Genomic DNA, 17,407 nt, shown 5'->3' with positions numbered 1-17,407 from the left:
GACATATCGCCCTTGAGACCCTAATGGGCGCGTAGCCGTAGTTGGGTTACTCTCGCCACAGGATAGTCTAGGAACTGGTGAACGCGTATGGAGACGGCAGCATAAGATGGCACGGTCACCGGATAACGACCTGGTCGACGAAATTGGCTCGGCGCGGGCGCCCCAGGCGGCACCGGCTCCCGTCAATAGGGGCGCCAACCAGGCCAGAGGGGCCGCCCCCAAAAAGCGGTCCGCCGGCTACTACACGATCATCATGGCCTTTTCCTGCCTGATCTGCCTGTTCTTCTACGAGACGGTCATTCTTCTGGCGGTGGGTATGCTGCCAACCGGTGTCGCCTACCTGATCGACACCCATCCGCGCCGCTATGCGACAAAGACGGTCGCCTGGACCAATCTGGCCGGCGCGCTGATCGTGGCGTTCGATCTCTGGGGCGGCGATGTTTCGCTGGCATCCACCATCGACCTGCTGCGCGATCCGATGAACTGGATCATCATGCTGGGGGCGGCCGGCGTGGGCTGGGGCGTGCACTTCATGGTCCCTGGCATGGTCCTGCGCTATCTCGACCTGTCGCTGGAGATGCGCCGCAAGTCGATCAAGGAAAGCCAGAAGGATCTGGAAAAGGAATGGGGCAGCGAGGTGCGCAAATCGGCACCGCTGGACGAACTGGCCGCGGTCGAATCGGGAACGTCCGACGGTGAAGAGGAAGAGCCAGACCCCGACTCAATGGACGGAAACGGCAATGGCCTGTCGGATGAAGCCTTTGACGAAGACCATGGTAAAACGGGAACGGGCGGCTGAAGCATCCAGCCGCCCGTTCGAATGTCTGCCCGTCGAGCTTGATGGTCAGGCGGTTTGCAGTTTCTGCTCGATTGCCTTGTTGCGCATGGAGCGCTGCAGCTTTTCGAACGCCCGAACCTCGATCTGACGAACGCGCTCGCGGCTGATGCCGTACTCCTGACTGAGATCCTCCAGCGTCTTCGGATCGTCCTTCAGTCGGCGTTCGGTCAGAATGTGCCGTTCCCGGTCATTTAGATTGGTCATGGCCTGGGCCAGCATTTCCCGGCGCAGGGACAGTTCCTCGCTCTCGGCGAGCACGGTTTCCTGGCTGTCGCTGTCGTCTTCCAGCCAATCCTGCCATTCCCCGTCGCCGTCGGCCCGCAGCGGCGCGTTGAGCGAGTTGTCGCCCCCGGCCAGCCGCCGGTTCATGCTCACGACGTCCTGTTCCGGTACGTCCAGTTCCTGCGCAATCTTGGCAACGGTTTCCGGCGCCAGATCGCCTTCCTCCAGCGCCTGCAGGCGCCCTTTGATTTTGCGCAGGTTGAAGAACAGCTTTTTCTGGGCGGCGGTGGTGCCCATCTTCACCAGCGACCAGGAGTGCAGAATGTATTCCTGGATCGCGGCGCGAATCCACCACATGGCATAGGTCGCCAAGCGGAACCCACGCTCCGGATCGAAGCGCTTGACCGCCTGCATCATGCCGACATTGCCTTCGGAAATCAGTTCTGCAACGGGCAATCCATAGCCGCGGTAGCCCATGGCGATCTTGGCAACCAGACGCAGATGGCTGGTGACCAGTTGATGCGCGGCATCGCGGTCCTCATGCTCGCGCCACCGTTTGGCCAGCATGTATTCCTGATCCGGTTCCAGCATCGGGAACTTGCGGATCTCGTCGAGGTAGCGCTGCAGATTGCCTTCCGGCGTGAGCGCAGGAATGTTTGCGGTGTTGGCCATATATGTATCTCCCCAACGTCACTGGCATGCGAAAAGCCAGCTTAGGTACCGACCTGAGAGATAGGGTTTGCGTCCCGATCATTCAAGATACGGTGTCACTGATAACTGACATTTCCCAATCACCTTGTCGTGATGGGAAACGATAGGGCTGTATTCACCCTAACTTTGTTCCTGTAGTGTCAAACGGGATTGCGGCGGAACTGTGGCTGCGGCAGGACAATGTGGTGACTTGGGGGCGCCGGGCCGGCTGTGCAAGGGAATGAAGGGGTTGTGACCGATTGATCTGGTGTGAAGAGCAGGACTGGGTCTACGAGATTTTCGATCTGAACACGGAGCCGGACCAATTCGGCGCGCACGCGGATTTTGTGCGCATTTGGTCTGCCCACCGTTCCGGTGGTCGCGTACCGCTGAAATCCGAGTTCGGGTTTGAGAATTTCCGCGGGTGGTGGGGATGGATCACGCTGGGTGAAATAGTCGATCCCGAGGGCAGCGCCATGCGGTATCGGCTGTGGGGGACGCATGTGGCCGAACTGACGCGCCTGGAAATGACCGGCAAGACGATGCAGCACTTCTATGGCAATCGGATCGATGCGACCAACTACAATGAGTTCGATCTCGCCTTCATTCGCAAACTCGTGCAGAAACCGGCGATCGGCCGGCAATCGGGACCCGTTGACTGGGACATGCCCGGATACAAACAGATGTCGACCCTGCGTCTGCCGCTGAGCCGGGACGGGAAACGGGTCGACTTTCTCATCAGTGCCGTCGTTGCAACTTAGTCTTAGGTGCAAAACGCAAATAGTATCAATGTCTTGAGAGTCGTTATCAGTGGACTTCTCTTGCTGTCTTGGGCAGGTTGGGAGCAACCAATCATGGAATCGAAGGGATGGCGAGATGCAGGGTAACCCGAGCGTCATTGAACATTTGAATGCGATCCTCAAGAACGAACTGACGGCGATCAATCAGTACTTTCTGCATGCGCGCATGTTGAAGGACTGGGGCTTTCAGCGTCTCGCGCACAAGGTCTATGAAGAATCCATCGGCGAGATGAAGCACGCCGACTACCTGATCGAGCGAATCCTGATGCTCAACGGGCTGCCCAACCTGCAGGATCTCGGCCGCCTCAAGATCGGTCAGAACGTGCCGGAAATGCTGGAATGCGACCTGTCTCTGGAAATGGCCAACCAGGCCGCGCTGAAGGAGGCCATTCCGGTCTGCGAGGAAAACCGTGACTTCGTCAGCCGGGAGATTTTCGAGAAGATCCTGGAAGACACCGAAGAGCATATCGATTGGCTGGAAACCCAGCAGAATCTGATCGAGAGCACGGGACTGCAGAACTACCTGCAGGAGCACATGTTCGGTGAAGATTCATCGTCCTCGTAAGGGCATCGACATTCTTCGGATGGGATTGAGTCCCGGTTTGCCGTTCCGCGCAGGCCGGGACTTTCCGTTAGAGCGGCGTCAGGGCGTCCAACGTCCGGAACGGTCTCGATCGTCCGGAGCCGAAGTGTCGGGAACGCTGGCGCGGCGGTCCGGGTTCTGACGGTCGTCGTTGTTGTCCGGCTCTTCTCTGACGGGGCTTTCCGCCATGCGGATCCACCGGCTCATCATGCGGAACGTGAACATTCTACTCCGCGGGCACCGGCGTGACCGACGCCTTGCGACTCCAGATCATCTCTTCAATGGTTTCGGCGCACATGCCGCAATTCGGCCGTACGCCACAGGCAGCATAGACGGATTCCGGATCGTGATGTCCGCTATCGATCGCCGCGGACACCCGGTCGGAGCATACAGCATTGCAAATGCAAACATACATCGCGCGCATAACCTCCTAGGTCGCTACGCAATTCAGATAGTATTGATGATAATGATTGTCAATCGCGCTGATAATCGGTCGCAACTACCCGTTGTCGAGACCCATCCGTGATCTCAGGGTGCGATAGTCCTCCGGTGGCTCGGTCGCGAAGGACAGGTCCTCTCCGGTCACTGGATGCCGAAAGGCCAGAGTGGCCGCGTGCAGGGCCTGGCGGGGGAAGGCATCGGCGGCGATCCGCTTTTCGCGGGACAGCGCGGCCCGACGCGTGCGGGTCGACCGTCCATAGAGGGGATCCCCGACCAGCGGGTGTCCGGCACTGGCCATGTGCACGCGGATCTGATGGGTCCGACCGGTTTCCAGGCGGCATTCGATTTCCGCGACGGCCATGTCGGACTGGGCCAGCAGCCGGTAGTGGGTGATCGCGGTCTTACCGCTGAACTCGCTGACCGTCGCAAAGCGGATGCGGTCGGTCGGATGGCGACCGATATTCTGGTCGATGGTGCCCTGGACCGGCTCGGGAACGCCGATGACAATGGCGCGATACAGCCGCTCGATCGCGTGTTCTGCGAAGAGGGCGGCCAGACCGGCATGGGCCTTGTCGCTCTTGGCTGCGACCATGAGCCCGGATGTGTCCTTGTCGATGCGATGTACGATGCCGGGACGCAGCACCCCGCCGATCCCGAGCAGACTGTCCCCGCAATGATGCAGAAGCGCGTTGACCAAGGTGCCGTCACGGTTTCCAGGGGCGGGATGCACGACCATGCCGGCCGGCTTGTCGATGACAATCAGATGCGCGTCTTCATGGACAATGTTCAGGGGAATGTCCTGCGGCTCGGGTGTCGCGGCCTCCGGGGCAGGGACCGTCACGGAGTAGGTCGCACCGCGTTTGACCCTCGCCGAGGCGTCGGATACTGTCGTGCCGCTTTCCGATTGGACGCAGCCATCCCGCAGCAGGGCCTGAACCCGGCTTCGGGAAAGGTCCGGCAGCACATCGGCCAGATAACGGTCGAGGCGGGTACCTTCGGCATCGTCCGTCACGGTCAGCAGGACCGCGCCACCGGCGTCGTCGCCGGCCCCCGCGATCACGGGGTTGTCGTCGTCTTCGGGAAGTCCGTCGGTCATCGTATCCACCTCTGATCCGGTCGGCATGCCGGATATTCAGGAACCAGTTGCCATGGCCCAGAACGACATCGATCCGAATGAACATCCGGTCCGCGCCAATCGCGGCATCGTCATCGTCGTTGCGACCCTGGGCGTCCTGATCGTCCTGGGTTTGGGAGGGCTGGTATACGGTATCGCCATGAAGGCGGGCAAGCTGGGTTCCTCCGATAGTCCCGAAACATCCGCCACGGTTCCCGCATCCATGCCTAACCCGGCACCGGGTGGGGCGTCCGGCGGTGTCCTGTCCATGACCGCGGATGGTGGCCGGCTTTACCTTCTGATCCGAACGGAAGACGGTCGTGACGTCGTCCGCGCCTATGACAGCACGGGCACATTGCTTTACGAAGTCGACCCGGCCACGCCGTGATCTGAAGCGGGACGGGTGGGTTGCAACGCCCCTCACCCCGAAGCGCATGTCATGTCGAGGCTTCTCGCAGTAATCTGCCTGAAGCCACCGAATTCAGGTAAAGCGCGAAAACTTGGTTACAGCAGGTGCTTCGACGCGCTAAAACAATCCCCGGGACGAAATCGGGCATCCTGGGGAACCTGCGCTGCATTACTTTCAGAACGTGAAGCTGTCGGTACAGACAGTGCTTCTGGCGGCTGGTCTTGCGATGATGCTCGTGGTCGGCGGTGGGATCGCCTATGTCGGGTATTCCGGCATGAATTCCACAATGCGGGCGTCGCTGGGCGATCAGTTCGAAAGCCTGCATCGGTTGTTGCACGAACGCGGTCGACGGCTGGTCGAACCGATCCAGTCGCAATTGGGGCTTCTGATCCACGACCGGCTATCCCTGGCCAGAAACCTGCCCGCGCGGCTCGACCGGTTGCCGATCCTGGTGGAAAGCCTGCGCGTGAACCCGACGGTCAAGTCGGTCTATGCCGGGTATCCCAATGGTGAGTTCATCCTGGTACGGCGCTTGAACGACCAGGAAGTGCGAGTCTTCTTCGAGGCCCCGTCGGATGCCGCCTATCTGGTCCAGACGCTGACAGAGCAGGGGGATGGCACCATGCTCGGCGAATACCGCTACTACGATGAGCGGATTCGTCTGTTGCAGGCGCTGGAGAGGCCGGATTACGACTACGATCCGCGCCGCCGGCCCTGGTACCAGGCCAGCGAAAGTACCGGCGCACCCAGGATCAGCCGCCCCTATCTGTTCTATACGACGGGTGAGGTCGGAATTACCGTGTCACGCCGCGCCGCCAATGCCGGGGCCATCCTGGGCATGGACGCGACCCTGGAGCAACTGGCGGCCGAAGTCGCCGATGTCCGTCCGACGGAATCTTCGGAAGTCGCCATTCTGGAACCGGACGGCACCCTGATTGCCTATACGGACCTGTCCAGAATCATCCGGCAGGAGGCCGACGGCGGGGCATCGCGCATCCATGTCGACCAACTCGGCGTGCCGGTTCTCTCGCAGGTCGCGGCCTCGATTGCCCGGGGCGACAAGGACCATCATGGTCTGATCGAGGTCGACGGCGAGGATTGGATCTACTCATACGGTGAACTGGATATCGGGCTGGGCGAGGCGGCGATGATCGTGCTTGCGGTGCCGGTAAGCGACATGCTGTCCGCGTCGCGGGACATCGCCCAGAAACAGGGCGTTCTGATCCTGCTGATCCTTATTCTGGCCTTCCCGGTTGGGCTGTTCGTCGTGCGCCAGATCTCACGCCCGCTCAAGGCGCTGTCGGAGGAGGTAGGAGGGCTTGCTTCCTTCGAATTCGACGATCCGATCCGGACCCGCACCCGGATTTTGGAAGTGTCCGAACTGTCCCATACGATCGACGGGATGCGTATGACCATTCAGCGCTTCCTGGAAATCAACCGTGCCATAGCGGCGGAGGAAGACTTCGACAGGCTGGTTCGGCGCCTTCTGGACGAGATCATCGCGACGACCGACACCGAAGCGGGGATTCTCTATCTGACGGACGCGGATGAGCGCCGCCTCGTACCGCATGCCGCCCGCCTCGATGATCAGACCGATCTTGAATTTTCGATACCGGAAATCCTGCTGCAGCATCGGGACAATGTTGTCGTCCGGTCGATTGCGGATGAGAACGCCGAAAGCGCCGAAGCCAACACGGTGGAACTGGAGCGTTGTGGACTGGTCGGGATCGACGCCCACCTTTCGGAGCCCGCGCAATTCCTTCTGGCTGCCCCACTCTACAATCGCCAGAAAGAGTTGGTCGGTGTCCTGTTGCTGATCGAAAGCCACTCCATGGATCGGGCGCTGGTTCGGTTCACCGAAGCCCTGTCCGGGGCCGCCGCGGTTTCCGTAGAAACCCGCCAGCTGATTGCCGCCCAGAAGGAGCTGTTCGAAAGCTTCATCCAGATGATCGCCGGCGCGATTGATGCCAAGAGCCCCTATACCGGCGGTCATTGTGCCCGTGTGCCCGAATTGACCAAGATGCTGGCGGCCGAAGCGGACCGGGCGACGGACGGGCCCTTCGGTGGCTTTCGTCTGTCGGAGGATGATTGGGAGGCCATCCATGTGGCGTCCTGGCTGCACGACTGCGGGAAGGTGACGACCCCCGAATTCGTCGTCGACAAGGCGACAAAGCTGGAAACCATCTACGACCGCATTCACGAAGTCCGCATGCGGGTCGAGGTCATGAAGCGAGAGGCGGAAATCGCATTCCTGCGGCAGGTTCTGGAAACCGGCGGGGACCCTGCGGACGACGCGGCTCTGAAGGCGGAACTGGCGGCATTGGATGCCGATTTCGCGTTTCTGGCGGAATGCAATCAAGGGGGGGAGTTCATGTCCCCCGATCGGATGGATGAGATCGAACGCATTGCCGGCAGAACCTGGACGCGCACGCTGGATGATCGGCTGGGCGTGTCCCACGACGAGCGGGCCCGCAAGGAGCGGGCAGGCGCGTCGTCCGGTCTGCCGGTGACCGAGCCGCTGCTGTCAGACCGCCCCGAACATCTCTTCGAGCGACCGGAAGCGGATCGGATCGCCCCCGACAATCCCTGGGGGTTCAGGATGGACGTTCCCGAATATCTGTATAACCGGGGTGAGATCCATAACCTCAAGGTCGCCCGGGGGACCCTGACCGATGAGGATCGTTACAAGATCAACGAGCACATTGTGCAGACCATCAAGATGCTGGACCGATTGCCGTTCCCCAAGCACCTGCGCCAGGTGCCGGAACTGGCCGGTGGACATCATGAGAAGATGGATGGCACGGGCTATCCGAAACGCTTGCATCGGGACGAAATGTCGATGGTCGCCCGGATGATGGCGGTTGCGGACATTTTCGAGGCGCTGACCGCAGTCGACCGGCCCTACAAGAAGGGGAAGACACTCTCCGAGGCTCTCAGGATCATGGGGTTCATGGTCAAGGACAGCCATATCGACCCCGACCTGTTCGACCTTTTCCTGCGGTCCGGAATCTATCTGGACTATGCCCGGAAATACCTGCGCCCGGATCAGATCGACGATATCGATCTGGATGCGCTCAGGCGCGTTCTCCCGGCAGCGGAATGACAGGCCCTTCGCCCGGGATGGAACCAAAGTTTCCCTGGGACCAATCCCGCTTGGCCTCCTCGATCCGTGTTTTCGACGTGGACACGAAATTCCAGTACATGTGGCGCGGCCCGTCCAACGGTTCTCCGCCGCACAGCATCATCCGCGCACCGGCTGGGCCGGCCGTCACTGCCACGGAGACGCCTGGCTTCAGAACGAGCATCTGGCCGGCTGCGAAGACCGTTCCGTTGAGCTGGAAATCCCCCTCAAGCCCGTAAATCGCCCGTTCCGGGGTTTCGTCCGGCAATTGCAGCGTGGCACCGGCCGAAAGGTCGATGTCGGCATAGAGGGTCTCTGTCGGGGTGGCGACCGGCGATTCCAGTCCCCAGGCGTGGCCGACAATCAGGGCGGCGCGCACATCCGGGCGGTCGATCCAGGGAATCTCATTGGCGGGGTAATGCTGAAAGGACGGGGCGCATTCCTGGTCGGCTTCGGGCAGTGCGATCCAGGCCTGGATGCCTGCGACGCGCGCACCCTCCCGTCGTTCGCTGTCGGGAGAGCGCTCCGAATGCACGACGCCGGAGCCCGCTGTCATCCAGTTTACGTCGCCGGGCCGGATTGCCTGCACGGATCCCAGGCTGTCCCGGTGCAGAATTTCCCCTTCGGTCATCCAGGTGATGGTCGACAACCCGATATGCGGATGCGGTCCGACATCGAGATACTGTCCGTTCTCGAAGGTCGTTGGCCCCATCTGGTCGAAGAAGACAAAGGGGCCGACGGAACGACGTTGTGCGACCGGCAGAACGCGGCGAACTTCGAAGGCACCGATGTTCCGGATCTTCGGTTCGATGACCAGGTCGACCGGATGGCAGTCATCGCCGTGGCAGTCGGGCTCCGGGGCGTCGTGGTGGCTCATCTTTCATGCTCCGGCAAGGGACGTCAGTCTGCAATATACAATTCGGTCGGCTCAGAAGGAGACAATGCGGGATCCGGCACCGTCCTCCTTCGCGAGCAGGGCGGCGAGGGCCGGCTGCTCCGCGGCGATCGTGTCCTGCACGGGCCAGACGGGGTTCAACAGGATGACACCGCTTCCGGTCAGGCCGGCATCCTCTCGATCGGTCGGGCGCACCCAGATCTCGCAGCGAATACGGCCGCGTTCCGCGGGGGGCAGGTCCTCCGCCAGGGCGTCACCCAGCATATGGGTTTTGATCGGATACCAGATGGCCACACTGCCCGTGGCAAACCGTTTCATGCCATCCGCGACGGCCTTTGCAATGCGCGCCACTTCCGTTCGATCCTCATAGGGGGGATCGATCAGGGTCAGTCCGCGCCGTTCCTTCGGCGGCAGTAACGAGGGAATGGCGTCATATCCGTCCCGGGCATAGGCCCGGGCATTGGGCGCATCGCGCAATGTTGCCCGCAGCAGCGCCGACTGCTCCTCATGCGCCTCGACCGCCGCGAGCCGGTCCTGCGGGCGCAGGAAATGGCTGATCAACCAGGGCGATCCCGGATACCAGCGCAGTCCGCCCTCCGGGTTCAGCCCCCGGATGGCGGCCAGATAGGGCCCAAGGGACGGTGGGGGCTCGTCGAGATCGATCAGGCGCCCGATACCGTTCGCGGCCTCACCGGTCCGGCCTGTTTCCTCTCGCGCCAGATCGTAGAACCCCGCACCGGCATGGCTGTCCAGGACGAAGAAGGGTTTGTCCTTGGCGGCCAGCCGGCGCAGCAGAAGAGACAGGATCCAATGCTTGTGAACATCGGCGAAATTGCCGGCATGGAACGCGTGTCGGTAATTCACGACGGCCCGATCAGTAAAGGCCGCTCGGCGCGGTCTGTGGCTGGGTCGTGCCAGAGGTGTCGGGGATGCTGCCCGGAACCGGCGATGTATCGACGCTGCCCTGACCGTTGACCGAGGTGCCGTCTTCCGAAACCACGGGAAGGACCGGCGCATTGGTCCCGGAAATGTATACGGCGCTGGATTGAGAGCCCGGTTCTGTGCCTGCCTTGAAGGCCTCCGTGATCACCTTTCCGCTGGATGGGGTCGCCAGTTTCCCGGTCTCTGCGTCGATACGGACCATGCGGATACCCGGTGGCGTCCGGAACGGAATCGCCGGCTTGTCCGCCAGCGCGTCCGCCATGAAGGTCTTGAAGACCGGTGCCGCCACGGAGGACCCGGTCTCTTGTCCACCCCAGGGCTGATAACCCAGCGGGATCGGATTGTCGAAACCGATGAAAACCCCGACCGCAAGGTCCGGCGAGAAGCCGATGAACCAGCTGTCCTTGGAATCGTTGGTCGTGCCGGTCTTGCCGCCAAGGGGCTTGCCCAGTTCCGCGATGCGGCGGCCGGTGCCGCGCTGAACTACGCCTTCCAGCATGGTGACGATCTGGTAGGCGGAGGCCGGGTCGGTGATCTGCGGACGGGTGTCCGGCAGTTCCGGTACCGGCTGATTGTCCCAGTAAGGCACATCGCAGCCTTCGCACGGACGGTCGTCATGGCGGAAGACCGTCTTGCCGTTCCGGTTCTGGATGCGGTCAATCAGCGTCGGTGTGATCTTCTTGCCGCCGTTCACCAGCGCCGCATAGGCCGATACCATGTCGATCAGCAAGACGTCGGCGGAACCCAGGGCCATGGCGAGCTGAGCCGGCATGGCCTCCTTGATGCCGAAACGCTCTGCGGTTTCGGACACCTTATCCATGCCGATTGCCTGCGCCAGCCGGACCGTCATGAGGTTGCGGGACTTCTCAATCCCGATGCGCATCGGGGACGGGCCATAGAATTCCCGGGAGAAGTTGGATGGCTTCCATTTTCCCAGCCCTTCGCCCTGATCAATCACAAAGGGGGCGTCCAGGATGATGGTCGCCGGGGTGTATCCATTCTCCAGCGCTGTCAGATAGACGAAGGGTTTGAAGGATGAGCCCGGCTGACGATAGGCCTGCGTCGCCCGGTTGAACTGGCTGGTCTCGAAGCTCCAGCCGCCGCTCATGGCCAGGACACGGCCGGTATGCGGGTCCATCGCGACAATCGCGCCGTTCACTTCCGGAATCTGGCGCAGGGCGAAGGTGCCTTCGGGATATTCGACCGGCGGTTCGCCGTCCTTGGCCGGGGCGCCCTCGCGCACCGGTTCGACCAGGATGATATCGCCCTCGCTGAGGACATCCCCGACCTTGCCGATCGACGGGCCGACCGTACGGCGTTCGTCATTGTTCGGCTTGCGGGCCCAGCGCAATTCCGCCAGGGGCAGTGTGCCCGTCGATCCATCCGGCAGTCCGATTTCGGCGGAGTCCCGGTCGACTTTCAGGACCGCGGCGATCTGCCAGTCCAGCGCCCCTTTCGGTTTCTCGAAGGCCGTGAGCGCGGGATGCCATGGCTCGTTCTCGCCGACCCGACCGATCGGACCGCGATAGCCATGGCGCCGGTCATAGGCGATCAGCCCGTCGCGCAGCGCGGCGCGGGCATATTCCTGCAGGACCGGGTCCAGGGTCGTCCGAACGGATAGGCCGCCCTCGTAAAGTCCCCTTTCACCGAAGCGGTCGTCCAGTTCACGCCGTACCTCTTCCAGAAAATATCCCGCATCAACCAAATCCGCCGCCAGATGGGTCTTCACGTCCAGAGGCGCCGCGCGTGCCATCGCGGCCTCTTCGCCGGTGATGAAGCCTTCTTCCAGCATCCGCCCGACAACCCAGTTGCGCCGCGCGACGGCGGCTTCGCGGCGCCGGATCGGATGGTAGTTGTTCGGTGCCTTGGGCAGGGCGGCCAGATAGGCGATTTCGGCCACCGTCAGTTCGTCCAGGCTCTTGTCGAAATAGTTCAGCGCCGCCGCGGCAACCCCATAAGAGCGATACCCCAGATAGATCTCATTGAGGTAAAGCTCGAGAATCCGGTTCTTGTCCATCGCCCGCTCGATACGAAGCGCCAGGATCGCTTCACGGATCTTGCGCTTGATCGACACTTCATTGGTCAGCAGGAAGTTTTTGGCGACCTGCTGGGTAATGGTCGAAGCCCCGATGACCCGGCGGCCCTGGATGTAATGGACGACGTTGGTGACGACGGCCCGCATGAGCGCCTGCAGGTCGACGCCGAAATGCTCGTAGAAATGCTGATCTTCGGCGGCGATGAACCCCTGGGTTACGCGGCGGGGAATGGCCTCGATCGGCACGAAGACGCGGGATTCGACCGCAAATTCGGCCAGCAGCCGCCCGTCCCCGGCATGGACACGTGTCGATGTCGGCGGCTCGTAATCCGCCAGATACTTGTAGTCCGGCAGATCCTTTCCGTATTCCCAGAACGCCCAGCCGACCGTGCCGACACCGACCACACCGGCCAGCAGACCCAGAAAGAACAGATAAAGGAAGGCACGCCTGACAAATCGCATAATCGTCTCAACCGGTTACACTCATAGGGCCGGAACTTTTCCAGCATCTCCTAAACTATAGGAAGCGGTAGGGCGATTCCATGACGCAATTGCGGCACGGACCGCCGACCTGGCACAAGGGGCGCGTCACGAACGTTCGAGGGCTTCCTTGCGATCAAAATAGAGGTCGATCGCCTGAACCATGCTGGCCGCCATTTTCCGGCGCTGGGCCTCGGACATCAGGTTCGCCTCATCGGTTCGGTTCGACAGATAGCCCAATTCGATGAGGACCGACGGGACATTCGGGGATTTCAGCACTGCAAAACCGGCAAAGCGATGTGGATTGCGCAGCAGCTTGACCGATTTCTTCATTTCGTCGACCAGCGTTTCGGCGAACAGGGCGCTGCTCTGCTTCACGCTCTGCTGGGCAAGGCTGATCAGGATCGAGGTCACGTCCGCCTCGTAGCCGGTCAGATCGGTCCCTGCCAGCACGTCCGAAAGGTTCTCCTTCTTGGCCAGCGCCTCGGCCTCTTTGTCGGAAGCCTTGTCGGACAGGGTGTAGACGGAGAGGCCGCGCAGATTGGCGCTGTTGTGGGAATCCGCGTGGATCGACAGGAACAGTCCGGCATCGACCGAATGTGCCACCTGATATCGGTCGCGTAGCGGAATGAAGATGTCCCGGTCGCGAGTCATCACCACGTCGTAGCGGCCCGTGCCTTCAAGGGCGGCTTGCAGCGTCTTCGCAAAAGAAAGAACTACTTTCTTCTCATAGATGCCACTGGCACCAATGGCACCCGGGTCAACACCGCCATGACCGGGATCGATCACGATGATCCGCTTGGAGGAGTCGGTCGGCGTGGCGGCGGCTGTCGTGGCAGGGGCGTTGCGCGACAGTTCGGACGCATAGGCGGCCCAACTCGGCGATTCCTCGGGTTCGGCGCTCTGCACGGTGCGGACGGCGGGGGCGAGGTCGACCACGACCCGTGGGCCTGCGCCGCCGCCCGCGCCAAGCACGAAATGCTTCGATACGGAGGCGGGGGCAGCAAGATCGATGACGACACGGGTGATGCCCGGCTTGAACAGGCCGTGTCGATAGCCGCTGATCAGCCCGCGCCCGCCGGCCTGACCAGATTTCGGTCCGCGCCAGTCGACGGAAGGCAGATCGATAACGACCCGGTCCGGGCCGGCCAGCGTGAAAATCTTGTAGGGGACGCTTTGGGTGAACTCCAGAACGAAGCGCGTCTGGCCGTCATGCACTCCGATCCGGGCGTCGGACAGCACCGGTCCTTCGGCGCGAACAGTCGCGCCGGTCATCAGCGCCATTCCGATCGCCAGCGTCAGAAACGCGGCAATCCGAAGGATGCGCTCGATCCGGATACCTTTGGGCATAAGCACCGTGCCTTCGCCTGCGCTGCCATTCCGTGCGCCCGTACGGAGCATCTATGGCCTGAGTCGCGGGAAAACTCAAAGGCGAACCGCGCAACACCTGCCCCGTCGGCCGGTTTGGAAGAACTTTCTGAAATTGGTGCGTGAATTGCGTTGTTAAAGAACCGCGCGGCAGATAGTCTAGCCGTCGAGAGAGTCCGTTTCGTGTCCACCGCAGGGGGCGAGCGGCAGCGCCGGAAGAAAGGGCGCGCCGTGCGTCGAATTTTAAATGCGGGACGGATGCGGGGGCGGTCATCCGGAACTCAGCGTTCCGCCTGTCCAATTGCGGGCAGGGTCGGCGCGACGGATGCCGCCAGGCGAGACACTCCGCCACACGGCGTACATGAACTTTTCTAAAAGAAGGTTTCTGGGCGTCGGGAAGAGATTTTCGGCGCCGCCGGCCCGTTGTCGTGCTCCAAAATTTCGGGGTCATGCGACGGGGGTCGAGAGTGCCGGACACAGGACATGATTATTCGAGACGCGCAAGCGATATGATGAAACCAGCGAGCATTTGCACACCGACCCCGGGCGCGCCCATGGCGCGCGCGGCATTCGGCGCACGTCCCTCCCGATCCGGCCGTTACCGGCGCGGAACGGCAGCGGTCGCGCTCGCACAACGGCTGCCGGCGGGCCGCCCGATCGGGACCGGAACCGCCGAGGTAGGAGTATATGACAAGACGCATGTTAATAGATGCGACCCATCCGGAAGAAACCCGGGTGACGGTCGTCAGCGGCAACCGGCTTGAGGAATTCGACTACGAAACCACCACAAAACAGCAGATAAAGGGCAATATCTACCTCGCGAAAGTGACGCGGGTGGAGCCTTCGCTGCAGGCGGCGTTCGTGGAATATGGCGGCAATCGCCACGGCTTCCTGGCCTTTTCGGAAATTCATCCCGACTATTACCGTATTCCGGTCTCGGACCGGGAAGAGCTGGTCGAAGACGTCGATGCCGATGAGGACGACGTCAATGGTGAGGCCGGCGACGGTGTCGAGGATATGGGCGCCGGAGAAGGCGTCGACGAAGCGGTTGAGGAAGCGGCACGCCGCCGTCCGCGCCTGCGTCGTCAGTACAAGATCCAGGAAGTGATCAAGCGCCGGCAGGTCATGCTGGTGCAGGTGGTCAAGGAAGAACGCGGCACCAAAGGGGCGGCGCTGACGACTTATCTGTCGCTGGCCGGCCGGTACTGCGTGGTGATGCCCAACACGTCGCGCGGCGGCGGGGTCAGCCGAAAGATCGCCAATGTTCAGGACCGCAAGCGCCTGAAATCCATCCTGTCGGAACTCAGTGTTCCGGAAGGTATGGCCGTCATCCTGCGTACCGCCGGGGCGGAACGCTCCAAGGCCGAGGTCAAGCGCGACTTCGACTACATCATGCGGCTGTGGGATGAAATTCGCGAACGGACCCTGGAATCGACGGCGCCCAGCCTGATCCATGAAGAAGGCAGCCTGGTGAAGCGGGCGATCCGAGATCTCTACACCAAGGACATCGAGGAGGTCCTGGTCGCCGGGGATGAGGGATATCGCGTCGCCAAGGACTTCATGCGCGCGCTAATTCCCAGCCACGCTAAGAAGGTTCAGCCCTACAAGGACGAGCAGGGTATCCCGCTGTTCCACCGCTATCAGGTCGAGCAGCAACTGGCCCTGATCCACGATTCGACGGTTCATCTGCGCTCCGGCGGATCCATCGTTATCCACCAGACCGAGGCGTTGGTGGCGATCGACGTGAACTCGGGCAAGGCGACTCGCGAACGTCATATCGAAGAGACCGCCCTCAAGACGAATCTTGAAGCGGCCGAAGAAGTGGCGCGTCAGTTGCGTCTGCGCGATCTGGCCGGTCTGATCGTGATCGACTTCATCGATATGGACGAGAACCGCAACGATCACGCGGTTGAGCGTCGCCTCAAGGAGGCATTGCGCCGGGATCGGGCACGGATTCAGGTTGGTCGGATTTCGGCCTTCGGGCTGCTGGAGATGTCGCGCCAGCGGCTGCGTCCCAGCCTGCTGGAAGCGATGAGCCAGTCCTGCCCGACCTGCGGCGGCGTTGGCTATATCGTGTCGACGGAATCGGCCGCGTTGATGGTGACACGGGCGCTGGAAGAAGAGGGGCTGCGCCGTCGTGCCAGCGAGATCACGGTCAAGGTGCCGGGATCGGTTGCCCTCTATATCCTGAACCACAAACGCGCCGCGCTGACCGATATGGAGAGCCGCTACGGTTTCACCGTTACGATCGAGGCGGTCGACGGAATGCTGCCGCCCAACTTCGAAATTCAGCGCTCCGGCACGATCGAAGGCGAAGGCGGGGAGCAGACAGCCCAGACTGAGGACAATCGCGAACGCAATCGGGGCGGTGACAGCGACGAAGATCGCGGGTCACGGCGTCGTGGTCGCCGCGGCGGTCGTCGTCGTGGCCGCAGCCGGGATGACGAAGATCAGAATATCCAGGATGCGGAGGAGGTCGAAGACGAGTCGGAGGCCGAGGAATCCGCTGAGGGCGATCAACAGTCTGACGGTGAGGGCGGCAGCGGGGACGACCGTGGTCGCCGTCGCCGTAAACGTGGCCGTCGCGGCGGGCGTCGACGCGGACGCAATCGCAACGAGGATGGTACTCAGGAATCCGGCGAAGGCGGTGAGGAACAGTCCGCCGATTCGGAGGGGGACGCGGGCCAGACCGATGACAATGCGGCCGACGAGGGCGGTGAGGAAACGAAGCCGAAACGGCGCCGTCGCAGCCGCGGTCGTCGTCGTGACGCACAGTCGGAAGACTCCCAGTCCGATGACGTCCAATCCGGTGAGGCCCAATCCGGTGAGGCGGGGGATGACGGAGATACGGACGTTGCCGCCACGGAGACCGTGACGGAAACCGGCGAGGAAACGGCAGAGGCCAAGTCGCCGGAAGCTGTCGAGCCGTCTTCGGACAAGGCGGATGCTTCGGACGAACCGGCAGAAGAGAAGCCGGCGGAAGCGAAAGCGAAGCGTCCACGCCGGTCCCGCAAGAAGGCCGCCGCTGCGAAGCCGGCTGCAGCGGAAGCCGTGGATGCCGTGGTCTCCGATCCGGAAGCGGCCAAGGCCGAATCGGAAGAGAAGCCGAAACGTCCGCGTCGTTCCCGCAAGAAGGCCGCTGCGGCCAAGCCGGAACCCGCTGAACCGGCGGAACAGGTCGATGTCCCGGCCGCCGCCAACAGCGACGCGCCCTCGGAGTCCCCCGAACCAAGCCCCGAGCCGGCCCCTGAGCCGCCGAAGCCCGAAGCCGCACCATCCGATGACAGTGCGGAACCGGCAGCGGAAGAGTCGTCTGACGCGGCTGAGGCCGGGAACGACGACACCCCGTCCCAGCCGAAGAAACGCGGCTGGTGGAACCGGGTTCTGGGTTGAGTCTTATCCGCCCCGCTAGGTGATATCTCGCGGGGCGGTTTTCTGTCCGGCCCTTGCAGAGTTTTGCAGACGCGCT

The 17,407-nt window shown here is 62.2% G+C and carries 13 protein-coding genes; 6 read left to right on the top strand and 7 right to left on the bottom strand.

Features of this window, described 5'->3' with window-relative positions; translation table 11 throughout:
* The first annotated feature begins 106 nt into the window (after nt 1-106).
* Nucleotides 107-799 (top strand): hypothetical protein, encoded by a 693-nt coding sequence (locus R8L07_01080; protein MDW3204106.1) that lies wholly within the window; start codon nt 107-109, stop codon nt 797-799.
* 45 nt (nt 800-844) lie between these two features.
* On the opposite strand, the gene rpoH is transcribed toward R8L07_01080, so the two are convergent.
* The gene (rpoH, locus tag R8L07_01075; protein MDW3204105.1) at nt 845-1,732 is read right to left on the bottom strand and encodes an RNA polymerase sigma factor RpoH; all 888 of its coding nucleotides are present in this window, start codon (nt 1,730-1,732) and stop codon (nt 845-847) included.
* Between the two features lie 278 nt (nt 1,733-2,010).
* On the opposite strand from rpoH, the gene R8L07_01070 reads away from it, so the two are divergent.
* Nucleotides 2,011-2,511, top strand: coding sequence for a hypothetical protein (locus R8L07_01070; GenBank protein MDW3204104.1), 501 nt, complete (start codon nt 2,011-2,013; stop codon nt 2,509-2,511).
* Nucleotides 2,512-2,626: 115 nt separating this feature from the next.
* Nucleotides 2,627-3,115 (top strand): bacterioferritin, encoded by a 489-nt coding sequence (gene bfr / locus R8L07_01065; GenBank protein MDW3204103.1) that lies wholly within the window; start codon nt 2,627-2,629, stop codon nt 3,113-3,115.
* A 244-nt stretch (nt 3,116-3,359) separates the two neighbouring features.
* Here the strand turns inward: bfr and R8L07_01060 are convergent, their stop codons facing one another.
* Both R8L07_01060 and R8L07_01055 read right to left on the bottom strand, forming a co-directional pair.
* Nucleotides 3,360-3,548 carry a (2Fe-2S)-binding protein gene (locus R8L07_01060; GenBank protein MDW3204102.1) on the bottom strand — a complete coding sequence of 63 codons (189 nt, stop codon included), beginning with the start codon at nt 3,546-3,548 and terminating at the stop codon, nt 3,360-3,362.
* Nucleotides 3,549-3,632: 84 nt separating this feature from the next.
* Nucleotides 3,633-4,670, bottom strand: coding sequence for an RluA family pseudouridine synthase (locus tag R8L07_01055; GenBank protein MDW3204101.1), 1,038 nt, complete (start codon nt 4,668-4,670; stop codon nt 3,633-3,635).
* Nucleotides 4,671-4,722: 52 nt separating this feature from the next.
* Between R8L07_01055 and R8L07_01050 the strand changes: the two genes are divergently transcribed.
* Together R8L07_01050 and R8L07_01045 are read left to right on the top strand one after the other, a co-directional pair.
* A complete protein-coding gene (locus R8L07_01050; GenBank protein MDW3204100.1) occupies nt 4,723-5,076 on the top strand; it encodes a hypothetical protein in 354 nt (117 codons plus the stop codon).
* Between the two features lie 202 nt (nt 5,077-5,278).
* Nucleotides 5,279-8,200 (top strand): HD domain-containing phosphohydrolase, encoded by a 2,922-nt coding sequence (locus R8L07_01045; GenBank protein MDW3204099.1) that lies wholly within the window; start codon nt 5,279-5,281, stop codon nt 8,198-8,200.
* Here the strand turns inward: R8L07_01045 and R8L07_01040 are convergent.
* The 4 genes from R8L07_01040 to R8L07_01025 form a co-directional block, all read right to left on the bottom strand.
* On the bottom strand, nt 8,172-9,095 hold the full coding sequence (locus tag R8L07_01040; protein ID MDW3204098.1) for a pirin family protein: 924 nt from the start codon (nt 9,093-9,095) through the stop codon (nt 8,172-8,174). The two genes, R8L07_01045 and R8L07_01040, sit on opposite strands and share 29 nt — an antisense overlap.
* A 51-nt stretch (nt 9,096-9,146) precedes the next feature.
* Complete coding sequence (gene rlmJ / locus R8L07_01035) at nt 9,147-9,977, bottom strand: 23S rRNA (adenine(2030)-N(6))-methyltransferase RlmJ (protein ID MDW3204097.1); 831 nt, start codon at nt 9,975-9,977, stop codon at nt 9,147-9,149.
* Nucleotides 9,978-9,987: 10 nt separating this feature from the next.
* Nucleotides 9,988-12,552 (bottom strand): penicillin-binding protein 1A, encoded by a 2,565-nt coding sequence (locus R8L07_01030; GenBank protein MDW3204096.1) that lies wholly within the window; start codon nt 12,550-12,552, stop codon nt 9,988-9,990.
* A gap of 126 nt (nt 12,553-12,678) precedes the next feature.
* Nucleotides 12,679-13,920 carry an N-acetylmuramoyl-L-alanine amidase gene (locus R8L07_01025; protein ID MDW3204095.1) on the bottom strand — a complete coding sequence of 414 codons (1,242 nt, stop codon included), beginning with the start codon at nt 13,918-13,920 and terminating at the stop codon, nt 12,679-12,681.
* Nucleotides 13,921-14,637: 717 nt separating this feature from the next.
* Here R8L07_01025 and R8L07_01020 point away from each other — a divergent pair.
* On the top strand, nt 14,638-17,331 hold the full coding sequence (locus R8L07_01020) for a ribonuclease E/G (protein MDW3204094.1): 2,694 nt from the start codon (nt 14,638-14,640) through the stop codon (nt 17,329-17,331).
* The last annotated feature ends 76 nt before the right edge of the window (nt 17,332-17,407 follow it).

The organism is Alphaproteobacteria bacterium (genome assembly GCA_033344895.1).
Lineage (GTDB): Bacteria > Pseudomonadota > Alphaproteobacteria > UBA8366 > Aestuariispiraceae > Pacificispira.
Note: the sequence above shows the minus strand (reverse complement) of the source record. Positions and strands in the feature narration are given on the sequence as shown.

Bases quoted from the DNA above. Each gene is read 5' to 3' on its own strand.
- bfr (MDW3204103.1), top strand. From the start codon at position 2,627: ATGCAGGGTAACCCGAGCGTCATTGAACATTTGAATGCGATCCTCAAG.
- R8L07_01020 (MDW3204094.1), top strand. From the start codon at position 14,638: ATGTTAATAGATGCGACCCATCCGGAAGAAACCCGGGTGACGGTCGTC.
- R8L07_01025 (MDW3204095.1), bottom strand. From the start codon at position 13,920: ATGCCCAAAGGTATCCGGATCGAGCGCATCCTTCGGATTGCCGCGTTT.
- rpoH (MDW3204105.1), bottom strand. From the start codon at position 1,732: ATGGCCAACACCGCAAACATTCCTGCGCTCACGCCGGAAGGCAATCTG.
- R8L07_01060 (MDW3204102.1), bottom strand. From the start codon at position 3,548: ATGTATGTTTGCATTTGCAATGCTGTATGCTCCGACCGGGTGTCCGCG.
- R8L07_01030 (MDW3204096.1), bottom strand. From the start codon at position 12,552: ATGCGATTTGTCAGGCGTGCCTTCCTTTATCTGTTCTTTCTGGGTCTG.
- R8L07_01050 (MDW3204100.1), top strand. From the start codon at position 4,723: ATGGCCCAGAACGACATCGATCCGAATGAACATCCGGTCCGCGCCAAT.
- R8L07_01040 (MDW3204098.1), bottom strand. From the start codon at position 9,095: ATGAGCCACCACGACGCCCCGGAGCCCGACTGCCACGGCGATGACTGC.
- R8L07_01080 (MDW3204106.1), top strand. From the start codon at position 107: ATGGCACGGTCACCGGATAACGACCTGGTCGACGAAATTGGCTCGGCG.
- R8L07_01055 (MDW3204101.1), bottom strand. From the start codon at position 4,670: ATGACCGACGGACTTCCCGAAGACGACGACAACCCCGTGATCGCGGGG.